This is a genomic window from Spirosoma aerolatum (genome assembly GCF_002056795.1).
Taxonomy (GTDB): domain Bacteria; phylum Bacteroidota; class Bacteroidia; order Cytophagales; family Spirosomataceae; genus Spirosoma; species Spirosoma aerolatum.
The window spans coordinates 4,232,216-4,246,127 of record NZ_CP020104.1 but is presented as its reverse complement, the minus strand read 5'-3'; the positions used below and the strand labels follow the sequence as shown (position 1 = coordinate 4,246,127).

23 protein-coding genes and 1 tRNA gene are annotated in these 13,912 nt (G+C 51.0%); 10 read left to right on the top strand and 14 right to left on the bottom strand.

The window, feature by feature from the left end; genetic code table 11:
- The first annotated feature begins 57 nt into the window (after nt 1-57).
- The 10 genes from B5M13_RS17315 to B5M13_RS33470 all read left to right on the top strand — a co-directional run bounded on the left by B5M13_RS17315 (nt 58) and on the right by B5M13_RS33470 (nt 7,753).
- A complete protein-coding gene (locus B5M13_RS17315; RefSeq protein WP_080056858.1) occupies nt 58-930 on the top strand; it encodes a hypothetical protein in 873 nt (290 codons plus the stop codon).
- A gap of 58 nt (nt 931-988) precedes the next feature.
- Nucleotides 989-2,161, top strand: a complete 1,173-nt coding sequence (locus tag B5M13_RS17310) for a hypothetical protein (protein WP_080056857.1) — start codon at nt 989-991, stop codon at nt 2,159-2,161.
- Nucleotides 2,162-2,224: 63 nt separating this feature from the next.
- Nucleotides 2,225-3,031 carry a hypothetical protein gene (locus tag B5M13_RS17305; protein ID WP_080056856.1) on the top strand — a complete coding sequence of 269 codons (807 nt, stop codon included), beginning with the start codon at nt 2,225-2,227 and terminating at the stop codon, nt 3,029-3,031.
- 65 nt (nt 3,032-3,096) lie between these two features.
- The gene (locus tag B5M13_RS17300) at nt 3,097-3,543 is read left to right on the top strand and encodes a hypothetical protein (RefSeq protein WP_080056855.1); all 447 of its coding nucleotides are present in this window, start codon (nt 3,097-3,099) and stop codon (nt 3,541-3,543) included.
- The gene (locus tag B5M13_RS17295; RefSeq protein ID WP_080056854.1) at nt 3,518-3,925 is read left to right on the top strand and encodes a hypothetical protein; all 408 of its coding nucleotides are present in this window, start codon (nt 3,518-3,520) and stop codon (nt 3,923-3,925) included. Before B5M13_RS17300 ends, B5M13_RS17295 begins: the two co-directional genes overlap by 26 nt.
- Nucleotides 3,925-5,394: a hypothetical protein gene (locus B5M13_RS17290; RefSeq protein ID WP_080056853.1), complete on the top strand. Its 1,470-nt coding sequence runs from the start codon at nt 3,925-3,927 to the stop codon at nt 5,392-5,394. Before B5M13_RS17295 ends, B5M13_RS17290 begins: the two co-directional genes overlap by 1 nt.
- A complete protein-coding gene (locus tag B5M13_RS17285) occupies nt 5,391-5,699 on the top strand; it encodes a hypothetical protein (RefSeq protein WP_080056852.1) in 309 nt (102 codons plus the stop codon). The genes B5M13_RS17290 and B5M13_RS17285 overlap by 4 nt, the downstream gene beginning before the upstream one ends.
- Complete coding sequence (locus B5M13_RS17280; RefSeq protein ID WP_080056851.1) at nt 5,699-6,943, top strand: hypothetical protein; 1,245 nt, start codon at nt 5,699-5,701, stop codon at nt 6,941-6,943. The genes B5M13_RS17285 and B5M13_RS17280 overlap by 1 nt, the downstream gene beginning before the upstream one ends.
- On the top strand, nt 6,940-7,488 hold the full coding sequence (locus tag B5M13_RS17275) for a hypothetical protein (RefSeq protein WP_080056850.1): 549 nt from the start codon (nt 6,940-6,942) through the stop codon (nt 7,486-7,488). The genes B5M13_RS17280 and B5M13_RS17275 overlap by 4 nt, the downstream gene beginning before the upstream one ends.
- Nucleotides 7,430-7,753 (top strand): hypothetical protein, encoded by a 324-nt coding sequence (locus B5M13_RS33470; RefSeq protein WP_155297276.1) that lies wholly within the window; start codon nt 7,430-7,432, stop codon nt 7,751-7,753. Before B5M13_RS17275 ends, B5M13_RS33470 begins: the two co-directional genes overlap by 59 nt.
- 46 nt (nt 7,754-7,799) lie before the next feature.
- Here the strand turns inward: B5M13_RS33470 and B5M13_RS17265 are convergent, their stop codons facing one another.
- From B5M13_RS17265 to dnaN, 14 genes are all read right to left on the bottom strand, one after another.
- Nucleotides 7,800-8,354: a DUF4468 domain-containing protein gene (locus B5M13_RS17265; protein WP_155297275.1), complete on the bottom strand. Its 555-nt coding sequence runs from the start codon at nt 8,352-8,354 to the stop codon at nt 7,800-7,802.
- A gap of 235 nt (nt 8,355-8,589) precedes the next feature.
- Nucleotides 8,590-8,663 (bottom strand) — tRNA-Met (locus tag B5M13_RS17260).
- A 124-nt stretch (nt 8,664-8,787) separates the two neighbouring features.
- Nucleotides 8,788-9,189, bottom strand: a complete 402-nt coding sequence (locus tag B5M13_RS17255; protein WP_080056847.1) for a hypothetical protein — start codon at nt 9,187-9,189, stop codon at nt 8,788-8,790.
- Nucleotides 9,190-9,191: 2 nt separating this feature from the next.
- Nucleotides 9,192-9,437, bottom strand: a complete 246-nt coding sequence (locus tag B5M13_RS17250) for a hypothetical protein (RefSeq protein ID WP_080056846.1) — start codon at nt 9,435-9,437, stop codon at nt 9,192-9,194.
- Nucleotides 9,434-9,595, bottom strand: a complete 162-nt coding sequence (locus B5M13_RS33465) for a hypothetical protein (RefSeq protein WP_155297274.1) — start codon at nt 9,593-9,595, stop codon at nt 9,434-9,436. Before B5M13_RS33465 ends, B5M13_RS17250 begins: the two co-directional genes overlap by 4 nt.
- Before the next feature lie 7 nt (nt 9,596-9,602).
- On the bottom strand, nt 9,603-10,064 hold the full coding sequence (locus B5M13_RS17245) for a hypothetical protein (protein WP_080056845.1): 462 nt from the start codon (nt 10,062-10,064) through the stop codon (nt 9,603-9,605).
- A 2-nt stretch (nt 10,065-10,066) separates the two neighbouring features.
- Entirely contained in the window at nt 10,067-10,249 is a 183-nt protein-coding gene (locus B5M13_RS17240; RefSeq protein WP_080056844.1) for a hypothetical protein, read from the bottom strand.
- A complete protein-coding gene (locus B5M13_RS17235; RefSeq protein ID WP_080056843.1) occupies nt 10,246-10,698 on the bottom strand; it encodes a VRR-NUC domain-containing protein in 453 nt (150 codons plus the stop codon). The genes B5M13_RS17240 and B5M13_RS17235 overlap by 4 nt, the downstream gene beginning before the upstream one ends.
- Nucleotides 10,691-11,008: a hypothetical protein gene (locus B5M13_RS17230; protein ID WP_080056842.1), complete on the bottom strand. Its 318-nt coding sequence runs from the start codon at nt 11,006-11,008 to the stop codon at nt 10,691-10,693. Before B5M13_RS17230 ends, B5M13_RS17235 begins: the two co-directional genes overlap by 8 nt.
- Before the next feature lie 11 nt (nt 11,009-11,019).
- A complete protein-coding gene (locus B5M13_RS17225) occupies nt 11,020-11,376 on the bottom strand; it encodes a hypothetical protein (protein WP_080056841.1) in 357 nt (118 codons plus the stop codon).
- Nucleotides 11,373-12,026, bottom strand: a complete 654-nt coding sequence (locus B5M13_RS17220; protein WP_080056840.1) for a hypothetical protein — start codon at nt 12,024-12,026, stop codon at nt 11,373-11,375. The genes B5M13_RS17225 and B5M13_RS17220 overlap by 4 nt, the downstream gene beginning before the upstream one ends.
- Nucleotide 12,027: 1 nt before the next feature.
- Nucleotides 12,028-12,252, bottom strand: a complete 225-nt coding sequence (locus B5M13_RS17215) for a hypothetical protein (RefSeq protein WP_080056839.1) — start codon at nt 12,250-12,252, stop codon at nt 12,028-12,030.
- Nucleotides 12,233-12,679 carry a hypothetical protein gene (locus B5M13_RS17210; protein ID WP_080056838.1) on the bottom strand — a complete coding sequence of 149 codons (447 nt, stop codon included), beginning with the start codon at nt 12,677-12,679 and terminating at the stop codon, nt 12,233-12,235. The genes B5M13_RS17215 and B5M13_RS17210 overlap by 20 nt, the downstream gene beginning before the upstream one ends.
- The gene (dnaN, locus tag B5M13_RS17205; protein WP_170061145.1) at nt 12,679-13,893 is read right to left on the bottom strand and encodes a DNA polymerase III subunit beta; all 1,215 of its coding nucleotides are present in this window, start codon (nt 13,891-13,893) and stop codon (nt 12,679-12,681) included. The genes B5M13_RS17210 and dnaN overlap by 1 nt, the downstream gene beginning before the upstream one ends.
- Between the last annotated feature and the right edge of the window lie 19 nt (nt 13,894-13,912).

Sequence of the window (13,912 nt, the reverse complement as noted above, 5' to 3'; positions counted from 1 at the left end):
CCAATTCTATTTTTTTCATGAGTACCGGGGCCTGATGGCCCGAAACCCCTTATCAGAATGAAACGGAGAGCATTTCTCGAAACAGCGTTAAAAAAATTCGGGCTAACAGCCGATCAGGTAAAAGATTTCATCGAAAAACTCGAAGATGAGTACGATGACAACGAAGCCGCTAAAGTACTGGCTTCGCTCATGACAGCGGACGAAGCGAAGGGCAACGATGATATTTTCAAGGATGTCAAAAAGCGGGTAAAGGCCGAAGCACTGGACCCGATTGATAACATGCTTAAAACGTATGAGCCGAAGCTAACGGACGCTCAGAAGGCGGAGTATGCCAAATTTGGCCCGAACGATTCGCACAAAAAGTATCAGTTCATTTTAAAGGCATTCGATGAAGCTGGCACCAAAACCGGCGACAAGAACTACGATGATCTGAAAGGCGAATACGATGCACTGAAAGGACAGCTCGGCACGGATTACGTCAAAAAGACCGATTACGACGCGCTAACAGGCAAGCTGTCGCAGCGTGAAACGGAACTGCTGAACGTGCAGCTACTCAACAAGGCCGTTCGGTCGGGCAAGCTGCGCGATACATCCGGCGACCGCCATTTCGAGCGCAATTTCATTTCGGACGCGCATGATCTGGTTACGCAGGTAGGTATTGGCGACAAAAAAGTGAAAGGCATTATCGGTGCTGACGGCAAGATCATGCGGGCCGATTCGCCCGAACAGCCGCTGCTGCTGGACGGCAAAGCGGTTGATCTGGCAACGCTGGCCGAACTGACGATTACCGCCTACGATTACGGCAAAAAATCTGACTCCACATCGAAAGACACGGTGAAGATTCCAGCCGGAGGAGCAGACGGCAAGAACACCACGAAAAATTCAGCACTGGACGCCATGATTGCCGAAGAGATAGCGGCAAGCAAATAAAATCGGTTCGGTGGCTGACCTGTAACGAGTTTCAATCTTAATCACAAAACCGCCCAAGATGGCAAACAATGTAAACTTATCGTCGGCTCGAATTCTGCGAGCCTGCATTATGCACACTGCGGAGAACGCGCCGAAATTCACCCAGATCGGTACGTTACAGGCTGTACGTTCTCCGCAGCTTGCCGGACTCGCCAACGCCATGAGTGCCGAAGGTGCTGGCGAGGAAAAACGGCTGAGCTTTGAGGCTGGGGCCGGGCCTGATGATGTCGTACCCAAAGTGCGGCTCAACTACCGGAAGCAGTACACGACGGGTACTACTTCATCGACCCGCGCAGTGAATGCGAACGGTACGCGCCCCGGAACGGTAACGGAACTGGATGTGACCTATACAGGCTACAAACAGTACGATCTTGAGTTTCGTACGATTGATCTGATGTCGCTGGAAGAAGCGGCTAAACAGTACTACGATGGCATCATCGGCGGGGCTGTTCAGCTTGACGCTGGCGACTCGGCCAAGATGACCGAGGCCGCGCTTGAGTTCTACCTGACGGTTGAAAAAGACCTGTTGCAGCCTCTGAATACGGCGGCTCTGACGGCTCTGGTTGCGGCTGTAGGCACCAATAAAGTTACCAACTCGGCAGTACCGAAGGACATCTATCTGTACTTCACGGATGGCAAGCTGCGTGACGATTTCTGGGATTACCTGAACTCGCTGCGTACCGTTCACGGCGTTACCGGCAAGTGGATTGTGATCGGTGGTCTGAAAATGGTGTCGTGGCTGCGTAAGTCGAAAATCATGGGTATGAACGACATCGGCATGGATGCCCAGGCGATGTACAACGATCTGCCTGCCGAATTCTACTACGACCCGCAGATCGACACAACCTACGGACAGGACAAAATCCTGATCATCGAACCCGGCTCTGCCTGCTGGCAGCAGATCATGGAGCACGAAACGATTGTCAAGAAAAAGAAAGTTGCCAACACCTCGTTCGGTGGGGCTCGGCTCAAGCTGGCACAGTTCGATTCGCCGACGTTCGATATTAAGATCGACCTGCGCGTTCGGGAGTACGATACAACCAAGTATCCGTACGAGATCGTAACGCCGTCGTCGGGTCTGTACGGCATCTTTACCCGTCCGGCTGGCTACGCAAAGGCGTACGACGGTTGGAGCACCTACACAGGTATTATCGGCGCTAAGCTGGTCAATACCGAGCCGGTTACTCCGTAATTCTTTCAATTCTAACAAGCCGGTTCAGGTTGACCTGAACCGGCTTTTATCCTCTTCAAAATTATGCTTTTCTGTTTTCTTACTTCGCTTGAAGGCTGGCTGCTGGGGCTGGCAATTCTGCTCGGCATTGCCGGTATGCGTATGTGGAACAAGATCGACGCGCTGAAAGCTCAGGCCAAAGGCGACCGGCCTATGCATCCACAAGACCGCTACCGGGCCAAACGCACCAGAGCGCAGCCGGTAGCGGCTACCGACCATAGGCCGCAGCCCGAAACGAAACCGAAACCGGACGTACCGAACCCGCTGGACTGGCTATATGTACCGAACACGCTGGAAACCCCAGGCGCACAATCGGCCCCGGTGTTTAAGCCAGAGTTGCCACAGCAGGAGCAGCCCAACGATACAACATCTGGCAAAGCTGTAGGACTGATCGAGACGGAAAAACAGGCCAGCGGTTCGCTGCTCGACGGACTGCTGCCGCATCTGAAGCCTGCCCTGTTTGCGCTGAGCATCGTACTGGTCTGGTTCGGATTTGCCTGCTGGTACGACAACCTGAGTAAATACGCGCCGGAAGCCGATAGCGTAGGCGACTTTCGGATTCTGTATCTCAAGAAAACGATCGGGGCTATCCTGCCGCTGATTTCGGCGGTCGGGGCTTCGCTTGGGTTGCTGTTTATGATTCACCCACGCTATTATATCTACCTGAACGGATGGTACAAAACGGATTACGATTTCTACAACGATTTGCGGTCACTGGATCAGCAACCTGCCTTTCGCCGGGTGCTCGTTTTTGGGCTATTGTTTGGCTTGTTACTGCTGGTTTCGCTCTATGTGCTTCTGCACAGCAGCCCGCAGGAATTGACCCTGTAACAATCCTGAAACGCGAGAATACGGTACGGGAAACGACAAACCGGAACGATCACCCGCGCATTGCGATGTACAACACGACGTATCATCCGACACTAGCGAAAAACTCGCCCTACTGCGGAACGTCGGTTGAATGGGCGATCAAACAGGCGGGATGGAATCTGGTAATCGAATACGCACCGATGGCGCGTAACTGGTCGCTCAAGAAAGATTATATCGTCTGGTCGAGAGCGACCGGCCCCCTGACTCGGAACGGGCGGAAGTACACCCCGCAGCGCAACGACGTAGTAGTATTTTACTCCTCCGGGCGTTGGCACGTTGGTCTGCTGGAAGACTGGCAGGAAGGGAATGCTTATTGTAAAACTGTCGAAGGCAACACGAGTGATCGGGGTGTTAACGGCATCAAAAAGCCAACCGGCAAGGAAGGCGTTTACGATGAAAAGATCAGAAACAAAAAGGACATTTATTGCATTGTGCGGCCTTATTGGATTGCTATGCACGTTAACCCTCAGTAACTGCGTACAGGTCGAACAGAAGCCCGTCACGCTTGAGCAGGTGGACAGCGCAAAGCTGGCGATGAAGGTAGACAGTGCGGCAATCTATCGCTGCGATACCTGCGCGTTTGCGGTTGCGTATCTGCGGCAGACATCGGGGCAGGTGAAGCCCTGCCCGACCTGCCCCTGGGTAACGCTCTCCAAGCCGAAACACGACAAGGGCGATGTTCCCGAACTAAGCAATCAGCCGGTTAATCCCCTCGTTGAGCAGGACGCTCTACAGCACGGTACGTCGCATCTGGTAGTCATGTCCGATTCGGGGGACACGCCCAGAAAGGCGGTAGCCCCTCCCGGCGACGAAATTACAGCAAGTCGAAAATCTAAAGACAGCGACGGATTCTAATGCGGACACCTGCCGTACTACGCTACCGACAAGGCAACCCCAATATGCTGGCTATTCGACTGAGCCGGTATAATGGGGTTGTCATTGTGCCTACGTCTACGCTTGCTTTGCTGGCCGAAATCAGGCTCAGCGAGCAGGGCAAGCCGATTGCAACCCTGACGCTAACTAAACCGGGTACGGGGCCGGAACTTTCGGCAGTCGTGCCTGATCTGGCGGCTGGTAGCTACCTGCTCGACGTAAAGGTTGTGCCTTCGGTCGGGCCTTCCTACCGATACAGTGTTGCCAAGCTGCTGGTTGTGCCGGTCGGTTCGTTTATGCCCGTTCTGGATGCGCAGGGGCTTTCAGTGACGATTGACGATTCGCAGCAGGTAATCGACGCGATTGTCGATGCGACTCCGGCTACAGCACTGGCTGCGGCCTACGCTGATCAGGCGAAGCAGGCCAGCCAGCAGGTGACGGACGGACTGGTGCAACTGGCCGATCAACTGGAACAGGCAACCGAAGCGGCTGAAACCGTTGCGGGGGCTGTTACCAATGCTACAGACGCAGCTTCGGAAGCTATTGCGGCCAAAGAGACGGCAGTTGCCAGTGCAGGTACTGCATCGACCAAAGCGGGTGAAGCGGCCAGCAGTGCGGCATCGGCGCAGAACGCAGCTACTATAGCCAGCAATGCAGCCAGTTCTGCCAGCGCATCCGCATCAGCCGCTACCGAGGCAGCAGATCGTGCCGATGTTGCAGCCACTACAGCGACAAACGCTAAAAACAGTGCGGCTACATCGGCCAGTAGTGCAGCCGGTTCTGCGACCTCGGCCAGCACATCGGCCAGTAATGCAGCGAGTTCGGAAAGTGCAGCTTCGGGTAGTGCGACGGCAGCGCAGTCAGCGGCTACCAGTGCCCAGGGGTCGGCGACTACCGCAACGACCAAAGCGAGTCAGGCCGCATCGTCGGCGTCGGCAGCATCTGCGTCGGAATCGGCTGCGGCTGGTAGTGCAACGGCTGCGGCTGCATCGGCCAGTAGCGCACACACCTCGGAGGTGAACGCCGGTAACTCAGCAACTTCGGCCAGTAGTGCAGCTACATCAGCAACGAGCGCGAAAAATGCGGCTCAGGTATCGGAAACCAACGCGGCTAACTCAGCGACCACAGCCAGCAATGCAGCGACTACGGCTACAACAAAGGCCAGTGAAGCCAGCACAGCGGCAACAGCAGCGGCCAACTCAGCGGCTACGGCCAGCACTGCGGCAACCAATGCGGTAGCGGCAGCGAATGCGATAGCCCGCGAACGTCGGACGGCTACCGTGGGGCTTTTTACCTACATCGGTGTAGCGGCATCCGGCTCGCTGGACGCTTCGGCAGTGTGGACGATCAAACGCATTGAGCTATCGGCTACTGGTACGCTGGTTGGAACTAAAAAGGCTACGAATGTAGCCTGGACTTCTTACGCAACTGCAACGTATAGCGAAATATGACAAATCCAAAACCATTTGAAGCAGGTGGTAAAATCTGGGATGAATTCGTAATGAAGCTCATAATTGACGGCTTTATACGGCCAGATTTTAATAACCCCGACGCTGATTTTAGCACATCAAAAATCGTGATGATACTAATTCCTGCTAGACGCGAAAACGCAAAAATTGAAGTGCTCACGGACTCAAAATATCAAATCGTGAAGATTTGGGAGGATGTGTTTGCCAATCAGGACATGAATCTATTATTGACGGTTGGCGGCATAAAGGTTGGCGTTCAAAACTGGATAAACCAAAATCTAAGCTAATGGCTACAGTTTGGGCAATAAAGACGGGGAACTGGTCAGACCCTACGGTTTGGAGTAGTGGGACTGTTCCCGGTACGACTGACGATGTGTATTTGAATGGGTATCCTGTAAACATAAACCAGAATATACAGGTTGCCAGTGTCCGAGCTACGGCAACAAGTGGTGTTATTGCTGGCGGATATGGTGCGCTTGCGGCTGGAACCTATACGATTCAGTGTGATATGTATGCTTCATCGGCGGCAAGTTCCTACTGTTTCAGGGGTAATAGCCTTGCTTCTGGCAATTATACATTTGTCGGTAATTGCTATGGCGGCATTTCGGGTAGTAGTTACTGCATCTATTTTTTGGGCTGTAGCAACGTAACATTTTCGTTTACCGGAAACTCAAACGGGGGTAGTGTTCAGTCTTCACATGGAATATTCTTTTCTGCTTGTACAAATATGAATATTAGCTATTCAGGTACGTTAACGGGCGGTGGGTTAGGTGCTGCGGGTATGTCGATTGGTGGAACTGCAATTACGGCCAACTTAACGGCTACGGCAAACGGTAGTATTACGGGACAGGCCGCAATTGCAAACTCTGGCCCTGGATTATCAATTGCGTGTGTTAATTCAACCATAAATTTCAACGGCAATTCGACAGGCGGAGCCTCCTATTGTTGTGGTATATGGTTAAGCGCAACATCGCAAACCGGAACGGTTGTAACGATAAACGGTATTGCTACAGGCGGTACGGGTGGCTTTTCCTATGGTGTTTACAATGGTTCGATAAACGGTACTGTTCGGGTTTATAGTGCCGTGAGTAGCACAGTTGCAGAAGGTGTAGCCGGAACCGCGAATGGTACGACGACGGTAGAGCGCATGACCTATTCATTGGGTGGCGTTTCGCCAATTACAGGTAACGTTAAAATCAGAAAAACGACGAATACACAGTTCTCGTTTTACGACGATACCAACACCCTAAACGTTTTCTACGACCCCACACAAACCGCTAATGTAGTTCCAAATGCGTCTGACGTACGGCAAGGTGTATCGTATTTAGGTGGAACGCGGGTTGGTTCGTGTGTGATTGCTTCGCCATCTAATGTTCGTATAGGTGTCGCAACCGACAATACGGTGGGCACCGCAGCTCTGACACCGGCTGACATCGTTACTGCGGTTCAGGCCGCTTTCCCTCGTATGCCGAATGTGGCGACCGTCGATTCTACAGCACAACAATTAATCGCAGCTCTTAGCACATCATGATACTTAGCACATTAAAACTACTGCTGAACCGCGTTCAGCCAATAAGCAATTATGTCCTGCCGGTGCTGGCAAAAATCTGGAAAGTCCTATGGTATCCGGCAGCGTTGCCGCTCCTGATCTGGGCGCTGATCGTGGGTTTCGGCCTGAAATCGTGCAGCATGTACAACGCAGAGGTTCGCGAAGCAATCGCCTATCAGGATTCAATTGTGAAAGCGCAGGATACCGAACTCTGGCGGCTACGAGCCGATACACTGGAAGCAAATTTTGAAATCCGTGAACTTTATAAACGACTGGACGACCGTGAAAAAGATGAAGTTATTTATTACCAGCAGCTACGCCGTGCTAATGATGCTGGCCTACAGGCTGACCTCGACAGCGTGTTCAATCGACACGTCCGGGGTAGTGTCAATCAGCCAGGCGGACAGCCTGCCAAATCGGTCGGGTTCACGCCCATCATTTCAGGCAGAAGCCTTGCCGCCCCGAAGTTTGACCCTAACACCGGATGGAGCAAGGGAAGCCCTGTTCAATCACTTTCAGGTCGTTAAGCTAACGGCTGATGTTGTCGATCTGAAAGCGATCATCAAAAGCAAGGATTCGACCATTACGCGGCTGAACGAAAGTATTAAGCTGCTGTCGATCAGCAAGCCGTCGATAGACCCGAAGAATCGCAGCCCCAGTACCGGGCCAGTAACGGCCAAACCTCCGGCAACAAAAAAGCCAGTCATTAGCTGGCCGAAAGTCGAAAACTGGTGTTGGCGGGGATTGTTTACCTACATCGCGTTTGAAGCCATCCGAGCCGCTATACACTAACGAAAAGGCCCCGCATTGCTGCCGGGGCCTTTTGATTGATTGACGGTTAAAGAGATTCGGTAAGTACAAACTTGTTGATCGATGCAAACGTATCCTTTATTTTCTGATCTGTACCCTGTAAGACACGAATCAGATTTTTTTCAGGAGATCGCTTGTACGTTTCAATTGGCGCTCCTGGAAGGGCAAACCACGAGTTCAATAGCCTGATCTGACTAACCGTGACGACATAGCCACCGTCTGCGGCATCGAGCGTCATTGTCGAGTGGACGATAAACGAAATCGGCATATCTTTCTTTTCACCCGGAGCATCTACGAAGCTATAGCCTTTACCAATTAGTTCGCCGGTATTTTCGTCGCTAAGCTGCAAAACGTCTTTAGCGGACTTGTAGGTTAAGACCCACCAGCGCCGGGCGCGTCGAAATACTTCCGCTTTTGTTAGTCCAGGGGTTTCAAACTTTTGCTTGTAGTACACCTCATTGTTTTGCAGAGGCAGGATGCCTTTAAGTGTATTGTCCTGCGCATTGGCAGAATATGATAGACTTAAAAGGATAAAAAGGGCGATGGTCGCAAGAGGCTGTTGTGTTCGTAGAAGTAGTTTCATGGGCGCAAATAAAAAAGAAATGCCCGAACAAAGCGTCCGGGCATTCTTGAAACCTTCCTCTTTTTTAACCAAACAATCAACAACGCTCCATCAGCATCGCCAAAAGACTTGCCGGTAAAAACCGGCAGGGGTTAGTTTAAGTCCGTACAACCCCTTTAAAAATGCTGCCCTCGTATCGTGGGTCGTATCGCGCTCAATCAAACAATGCCCTCCTAAAAAATGGGCTTCTCGGTAGGAGCGGGGGCCGGACTCGAACCGGCGACCTGCGGATTATGAGTCCGCTATTCTAACCTTCTGAACTACCCCGCACGGTAGATGCTGTTTTGAAAGAAGCGGTGCGCCAGCCTCCCCTGAGACGCACCGGACTCCGTTCTGCTTCAAAGCAGCCTCATTGCAAATGTAATATTAATATTACATCAGGCAAGAAAATTTTTTATACTTTTTCGTGAGCAAGCCGCAAGTCTTCGCGCTTCTGGCTGATCACGGCAACGGTCGGGTCTGACTTCTTGGTTAGCGTAGCTGTATAATAGTCGAATCCTGCGGCTATTTCGTCGGCGTCGATAAAGAAATGCGTCGAAGCGTCATAATGCGGCTTAGTGACTTTCTGGCCGTTCTCCTCGACGGTAACGGTTCCGAGTTGCTTTACTTTCGGAAATTTCAGATCGTGCGTATCGCCGATACTGGTGCCGTTCTGACGGATAAGTAACAGGCGCAGGTAACACTGTTCGAGACTGCTACGGTTCAGCCACTCGAAAAAATGCCGGTGGATGGTTTTGCCTTCGACAACCATTGTCTTGACAATCAGGGAACGTACTTCAAAATGCGGTTTCTTCATGGTTAATGTATGATTGTTCGTTGGGTAATCAGGCCGGACTGACGGCAGGACACTTCGAGCGAGTTTAGAAAGGCGTCGCGAGCCTGGGTATTTTGGAGTTCAAAGAAAAACGTTGTTCCTGATCGAATCTTAAAAATACCTGGATATTTTGCCCGGTACATCAATTCGTAACCAATAATATTGGCCGTATCGTCAGGTAGCTGGTAAAAGCAGGAGCGGCTAATGTCCAGCCGTTTCGGTATTTTCATAGTCGTTTAATCCAGAACACGTACGGGCCGATAACGGTTGAGTCTCCGCCGTAATGTTCCATGTAGGTCATCAGATGCCTGCGGCTGTCTTTCAGACAGAACAACAGATTAAACAGTTGAAATCGAAAGACGTAGTTCTTTTTCGGTAAAATGCTCATGACAGGTTTAGATAATCGTTTCAGGGGTGAATGGATTTTCGGCCATGAAGCCGACCGGGGGCTGCGTTTCGCCAGACTGAATAACAAACCAGAATGCTCCGATTGTCTGAATCAACTCAATTTCATCGTCGGTAAACTCCCAGTAGGTAATACAAAATTTTTCGCCCCGGTCTTCGCCCTTGTATAGCACATCCTTCTGAACAGGTTGGACCTTGATCGTTTCATCGTCATTGATCGGACAAAGGACTGACAGATAGATCGGGTCAATAGAGTCGTACCAGAGAAAAACGTAAATGCCGAGCGAATGACGTAGCTGCTGCTTTTCGTCGTCGGATAGCTCCCAGCGAGATACGCAAACCTGATCGTCTGTAAAGCTGGGCAGATCAATAATGTCGGAGGTTGGATTGCCCTGCTCATCGCGGGGGCCGTGCAGGATTCTGTTTCGTCCAGGGAAGTCGATTGGTAGCATGATCAGAACGGGGTTCGCAGGTCGATGATTTTACACAATACTTTATGCCATGTTTCGGCTGAACCGACCTGCTGGAATTGGTTATGCATGACGAACTCTTTCATCATGTCCAGAGCTTCATTAAATCCGCGTTCCTCGGCTTCGCGGATTTTGTTACGTAGTTTATTGAACTTACCTTTCTTCATAATGATAAATAGGTTTTAAAGATGTGTTTGGCTTCAGATCGCGAGTAGCAGACCCGGCAGCAGTAGCCGAGCTTCGTAAGTCGCTGCATCCAGTAATTCTGTTCGGGGGTCGGCTTGTTGTCGCCGTACTTCATTTCGACATACAGACCATGATAGCGACCTTTCGGAACCGGCAGGCATAGATCAGGTACACCCGGTCGTAAACCTTCGGCTTTGAGTTTCATCGCTTCCGGGCAGTACCGGCTGATCTTGCCGGTTTTCCTGTTTTTGACATTCTTGAAGGGGAGTTTCGCCCCGTTCGGAATGGCATACAGCAGACCTTCGTAGTCCGGGTAATCTCTGTCGAAGTCAGACACGACCTGACATTGCAGGTCGTGTTCCGGGTTGCCTTTGGCTGGCTTCTTTTTGTTGAGGGCTTGAAACTGATCGGCGGTGATCAGATCAGGCACTGGGCGTTACCGTGAATGGGTCCTGCTGGAATTTCTCCTGAAAACTGATACATACCCCGCCGATACCGATTTCGTACCTGTCGTCGTTACTGGAAACGCTCAGGTCGGTATTCTGCTCGGTATCCAGCGTTAGGTCGCTGGACTGACCACCTCGCCAGAACTTGAGGTTGATCTTACTTTCCGTTACCGGGCCATCGATCTTTAGCGAGCCTTGTGTAGTGATGTGATTGCCTTTGACGCTAACGGTCAACTCGCAGAGTATACCTTCCTTTGTAGCGGCCATTAACACGGCCAGAATGACTTTTTTCATGTAATGTAGTATTAATATGTCTTTTGTGGTGAAACTAATTCTACGCGCATTAAACGGGACTTAAACAGGGAAACCTTATCGTTCGGATTAACGGAGCCGTCTGCTTTGATTCGGTGTCCGACTGGATTGCCGGTTCCGTCGATTTCGGCCAGTACGTACATAATCTTGTTATGAATAATGGTTTGCCCCATACGCAGACCGAACTCATCCAGTAATCCAGCACAGCGCACGATGAAGTACTGTAGCTGCTCACGCTTCAAACCGGCTTCGGCTCGCTGTAGTGCATTTTTGCGAACCTGTAGCATCAAATTGCGTGTACTGTTAGAATAGGCAATCATGCCATTTACTCGCTTTTCTAGCTCGGTCATAACGTCGAAGGCAGTAACGTCATTCTTGACTCAACCACACAGACAACTTGCACGATAGCATATTTCTGGCCCGATTCCAGCGAGTATTCGCGTATAAAATCTTCCGCCTGCTGAGCACTGGAAAACTGATCGTGCAAGTCAGATGTAAAGGTTGTTCCCTGAACCTGACCGACTAAAAACAAGGAGTTAGGCTTGATGTTGACCGCCATTGTATTCATGGCATTAACAAATGCCTGACGCTGTTCAGGTGTTTTCTCAAGCAAATGCTGCGGTATTACCGGAGCCGGTTCGGGGTTAGGGAAATTCTTGAGCCGGAAATTGCGAAGCTGAACCCCGTCAATCTGGCTAAGCAGTGGCGTAGCGCGAAACATCCGGCCTTTACCTTTCTGATAGCCCATATCCTGAATGGCTTTCATGGCTACGCACAGCGTCAGGAATGAACTGGTAATCTTGAACGTATTGGCAATTTCGCCGGATTGGAGTGCTGCTAGTTGGCCGTCCTTGAGTTCAGCTCGCAGGTAGTCGAGAGCTTCGTTGTACCGTGATTCGTAGCCACCCCGACGAATACGTTCTCGTTCTGGCTTCTGGGGCAAAGTCTGACCGATGGGCTTGAAATCGATTGCTGCCTGGGCTGATTGTACTGTAGACATGTTAGTAGGGGTTTGAAATGTTCGAGAGTAAAAATTTTAGGGCTTTGAGCCGGTTCATGGCTGAGGTCATGACACCGATCTTGTAATCAGCATCCATCTGCGTCATTTGCCCGGCATCTACTTTCTTTTTGTAGAATCCGTAGCGCAGGCCGATTTCGCGGTTCAGTTCAGCAATCTCCTCGTCAATGGTGAACTGCATTGCTTTCTTAGTAGTCTGGTCTGCCATAGCGTAGGTCTTTTGTCCAGTGAATGAGTTTACGAGTCAATAGCTTACCCGGCGCTTGTTCGATCAGAGGTTTGAACCAGTGTATGAACTGCTCAACTGAATCAAATCCATCGTTGGTAATAAACCAATTTGCTTCGTAGTAATTAAGCGTATAGTCATCAATGCGAATCAGTAGCCCGTGATGAAAACTACGCTTACCCGATTTGAGGGTCATGTACACCATTTGCGTTCCGGTGCATTCTCCTGTCGCAAACTGACGACGATCTTTAGTTCGATTGCCGACAACGAACTGAATGGAGTTGCCAGCCTTCCAGCGGTCTTTCGGGTCTTCGCGTAACGTGTGCTTTTTGCGACCGTCGAGGATCTTCTGCTCGAACTCGGTAGGGCGGGGCGGCTTGCCCCATTGGGTGCGGAATCCAAGAACCATTAGGCGTAGGTGTTTAGCATGACTGGCATTAACAATGACAGGTGTTTTTTATCTGGCTCCCCGTCGCTTGGGTAAATGACGCAGGCCCGGTTCGGTGCCGACATTTCTAGCTGAATGTGCGAACCGGGTATATGCTTGAGCAGATCGGCCATTAGTAACCCGTTGAATCCGATCTTGAACGTGTGATCGTCATACTTGACAGCCATTGACTCGGTGCAGCCTTCTGAGCTGTCCAGGTCTTCCGCTTCGACAGTGATTTTGCCTTTGCTGAATGTGAAGGCGACAAGATGGGTGACAGGGTTGGCAAAATCCAGCGTCCGGGATACGAGCCGGATTAATGCCTGCCGGTTGATAACTGCCGACATTGGATTGTTGGTCGGAATCGCGTTCTGATAATCTGGGAATCGCTCATCGATAAGCCGAACAATCGGCGTGTAATTCGCCCAGACAAAGCGCATATTGTTTTTTACAACTTCACAGTGAACGTTGTCGTCAGATTTGCCGTAGGCTTTCAGGAACACGCTACCCGCTTTGTAGGGCAGGATAAAGCCGACGTAGGTATTGAGTCCATCCACTTGAAGGCGAATAAGCCGATGCCCGTCCGTTGCGGCCATATTGGAGCCCTCGAAATAAACGCCGGTCATGGCTGGCCGCAGATCGTCGTTACTGGTGAACGGCAACGTCTTGATCAAAGCATCGACCAAAACCTTTCCCGCCATCGTAAACTTGGCCGGTTCGCTCAGCGTTGGCAGCTTGGGATAATCAAGCGGGTTTTCGGAAAAGAAGTTATAATAGCCGGAATCTGGACAGATTGTTACTTTGCTATCACCGTTGAAGGCAATCGAAATCGGTTGCTCTGGCAGCTTGGAAATAAGTTTGTAGAGCCTGCGGGCGTTCATACAGAACTGCACAGGCTTGGTGGTTGGTTTGATGCCTCTTACCTCGACAGGTAATTCGCAGCAGATATTCGTTTGCAGGTCAGAAGCGCGAAGCGTTAGCAGCTCGTCGCTATCGACACTGAACAGGATGTTTTCCAGAATCGGAACTATCGGATTGCTGGATACGGCAGACAGCAGCGCCTTAACGTGCTTATGCAGGATTTTACTGCTGATGATAAAGCAGGTTTTTGTTACGGGTGGAGTGGCAATACTTGCCTTTAGTTCGGCAATTTGCTCGTCAATCGTTGGGTTCGGAGCGGTCATTGTTTCGGTCATTGTGTTAATCTGTTTGATT

Excerpts from the sequence above, each read along its gene's own strand:
- B5M13_RS17315 (WP_080056858.1), top strand. The coding sequence starts at position 58 with ATGAAACGGAGAGCATTTCTCGAAACAGCGTTAAAAAAATTCGGGCTA.
- B5M13_RS17310 (WP_080056857.1), top strand. The coding sequence starts at position 989 with ATGGCAAACAATGTAAACTTATCGTCGGCTCGAATTCTGCGAGCCTGC.
- B5M13_RS17305 (WP_080056856.1), top strand. The coding sequence starts at position 2,225 with ATGCTTTTCTGTTTTCTTACTTCGCTTGAAGGCTGGCTGCTGGGGCTG.
- B5M13_RS17300 (WP_080056855.1), top strand. The coding sequence starts at position 3,097 with ATGTACAACACGACGTATCATCCGACACTAGCGAAAAACTCGCCCTAC.
- B5M13_RS17290 (WP_080056853.1), top strand. The coding sequence starts at position 3,925 with ATGCGGACACCTGCCGTACTACGCTACCGACAAGGCAACCCCAATATG.
- B5M13_RS17285 (WP_080056852.1), top strand. The coding sequence starts at position 5,391 with ATGACAAATCCAAAACCATTTGAAGCAGGTGGTAAAATCTGGGATGAA.
- B5M13_RS17280 (WP_080056851.1), top strand. The coding sequence starts at position 5,699 with ATGGCTACAGTTTGGGCAATAAAGACGGGGAACTGGTCAGACCCTACG.
- B5M13_RS17275 (WP_080056850.1), top strand. The coding sequence starts at position 6,940 with ATGATACTTAGCACATTAAAACTACTGCTGAACCGCGTTCAGCCAATA.
- B5M13_RS17265 (WP_155297275.1), bottom strand. The coding sequence starts at position 8,354 with ATGAAACTACTTCTACGAACACAACAGCCTCTTGCGACCATCGCCCTT.
- B5M13_RS17255 (WP_080056847.1), bottom strand. The coding sequence starts at position 9,189 with ATGAAGAAACCGCATTTTGAAGTACGTTCCCTGATTGTCAAGACAATG.
- B5M13_RS17250 (WP_080056846.1), bottom strand. The coding sequence starts at position 9,437 with ATGAAAATACCGAAACGGCTGGACATTAGCCGCTCCTGCTTTTACCAG.
- B5M13_RS33465 (WP_155297274.1), bottom strand. The coding sequence starts at position 9,595 with ATGAGCATTTTACCGAAAAAGAACTACGTCTTTCGATTTCAACTGTTT.
- B5M13_RS17245 (WP_080056845.1), bottom strand. The coding sequence starts at position 10,064 with ATGCTACCAATCGACTTCCCTGGACGAAACAGAATCCTGCACGGCCCC.
- B5M13_RS17240 (WP_080056844.1), bottom strand. The coding sequence starts at position 10,249 with ATGAAGAAAGGTAAGTTCAATAAACTACGTAACAAAATCCGCGAAGCC.
- B5M13_RS17230 (WP_080056842.1), bottom strand. The coding sequence starts at position 11,008 with ATGAAAAAAGTCATTCTGGCCGTGTTAATGGCCGCTACAAAGGAAGGT.
- B5M13_RS17225 (WP_080056841.1), bottom strand. The coding sequence starts at position 11,376 with ATGACCGAGCTAGAAAAGCGAGTAAATGGCATGATTGCCTATTCTAAC.
- B5M13_RS17220 (WP_080056840.1), bottom strand. The coding sequence starts at position 12,026 with ATGTCTACAGTACAATCAGCCCAGGCAGCAATCGATTTCAAGCCCATC.
- B5M13_RS17215 (WP_080056839.1), bottom strand. The coding sequence starts at position 12,252 with ATGGCAGACCAGACTACTAAGAAAGCAATGCAGTTCACCATTGACGAG.
- B5M13_RS17210 (WP_080056838.1), bottom strand. The coding sequence starts at position 12,679 with ATGGTTCTTGGATTCCGCACCCAATGGGGCAAGCCGCCCCGCCCTACC.
- dnaN (WP_170061145.1), bottom strand. The coding sequence starts at position 13,893 with ATGACCGAAACAATGACCGCTCCGAACCCAACGATTGACGAGCAAATT.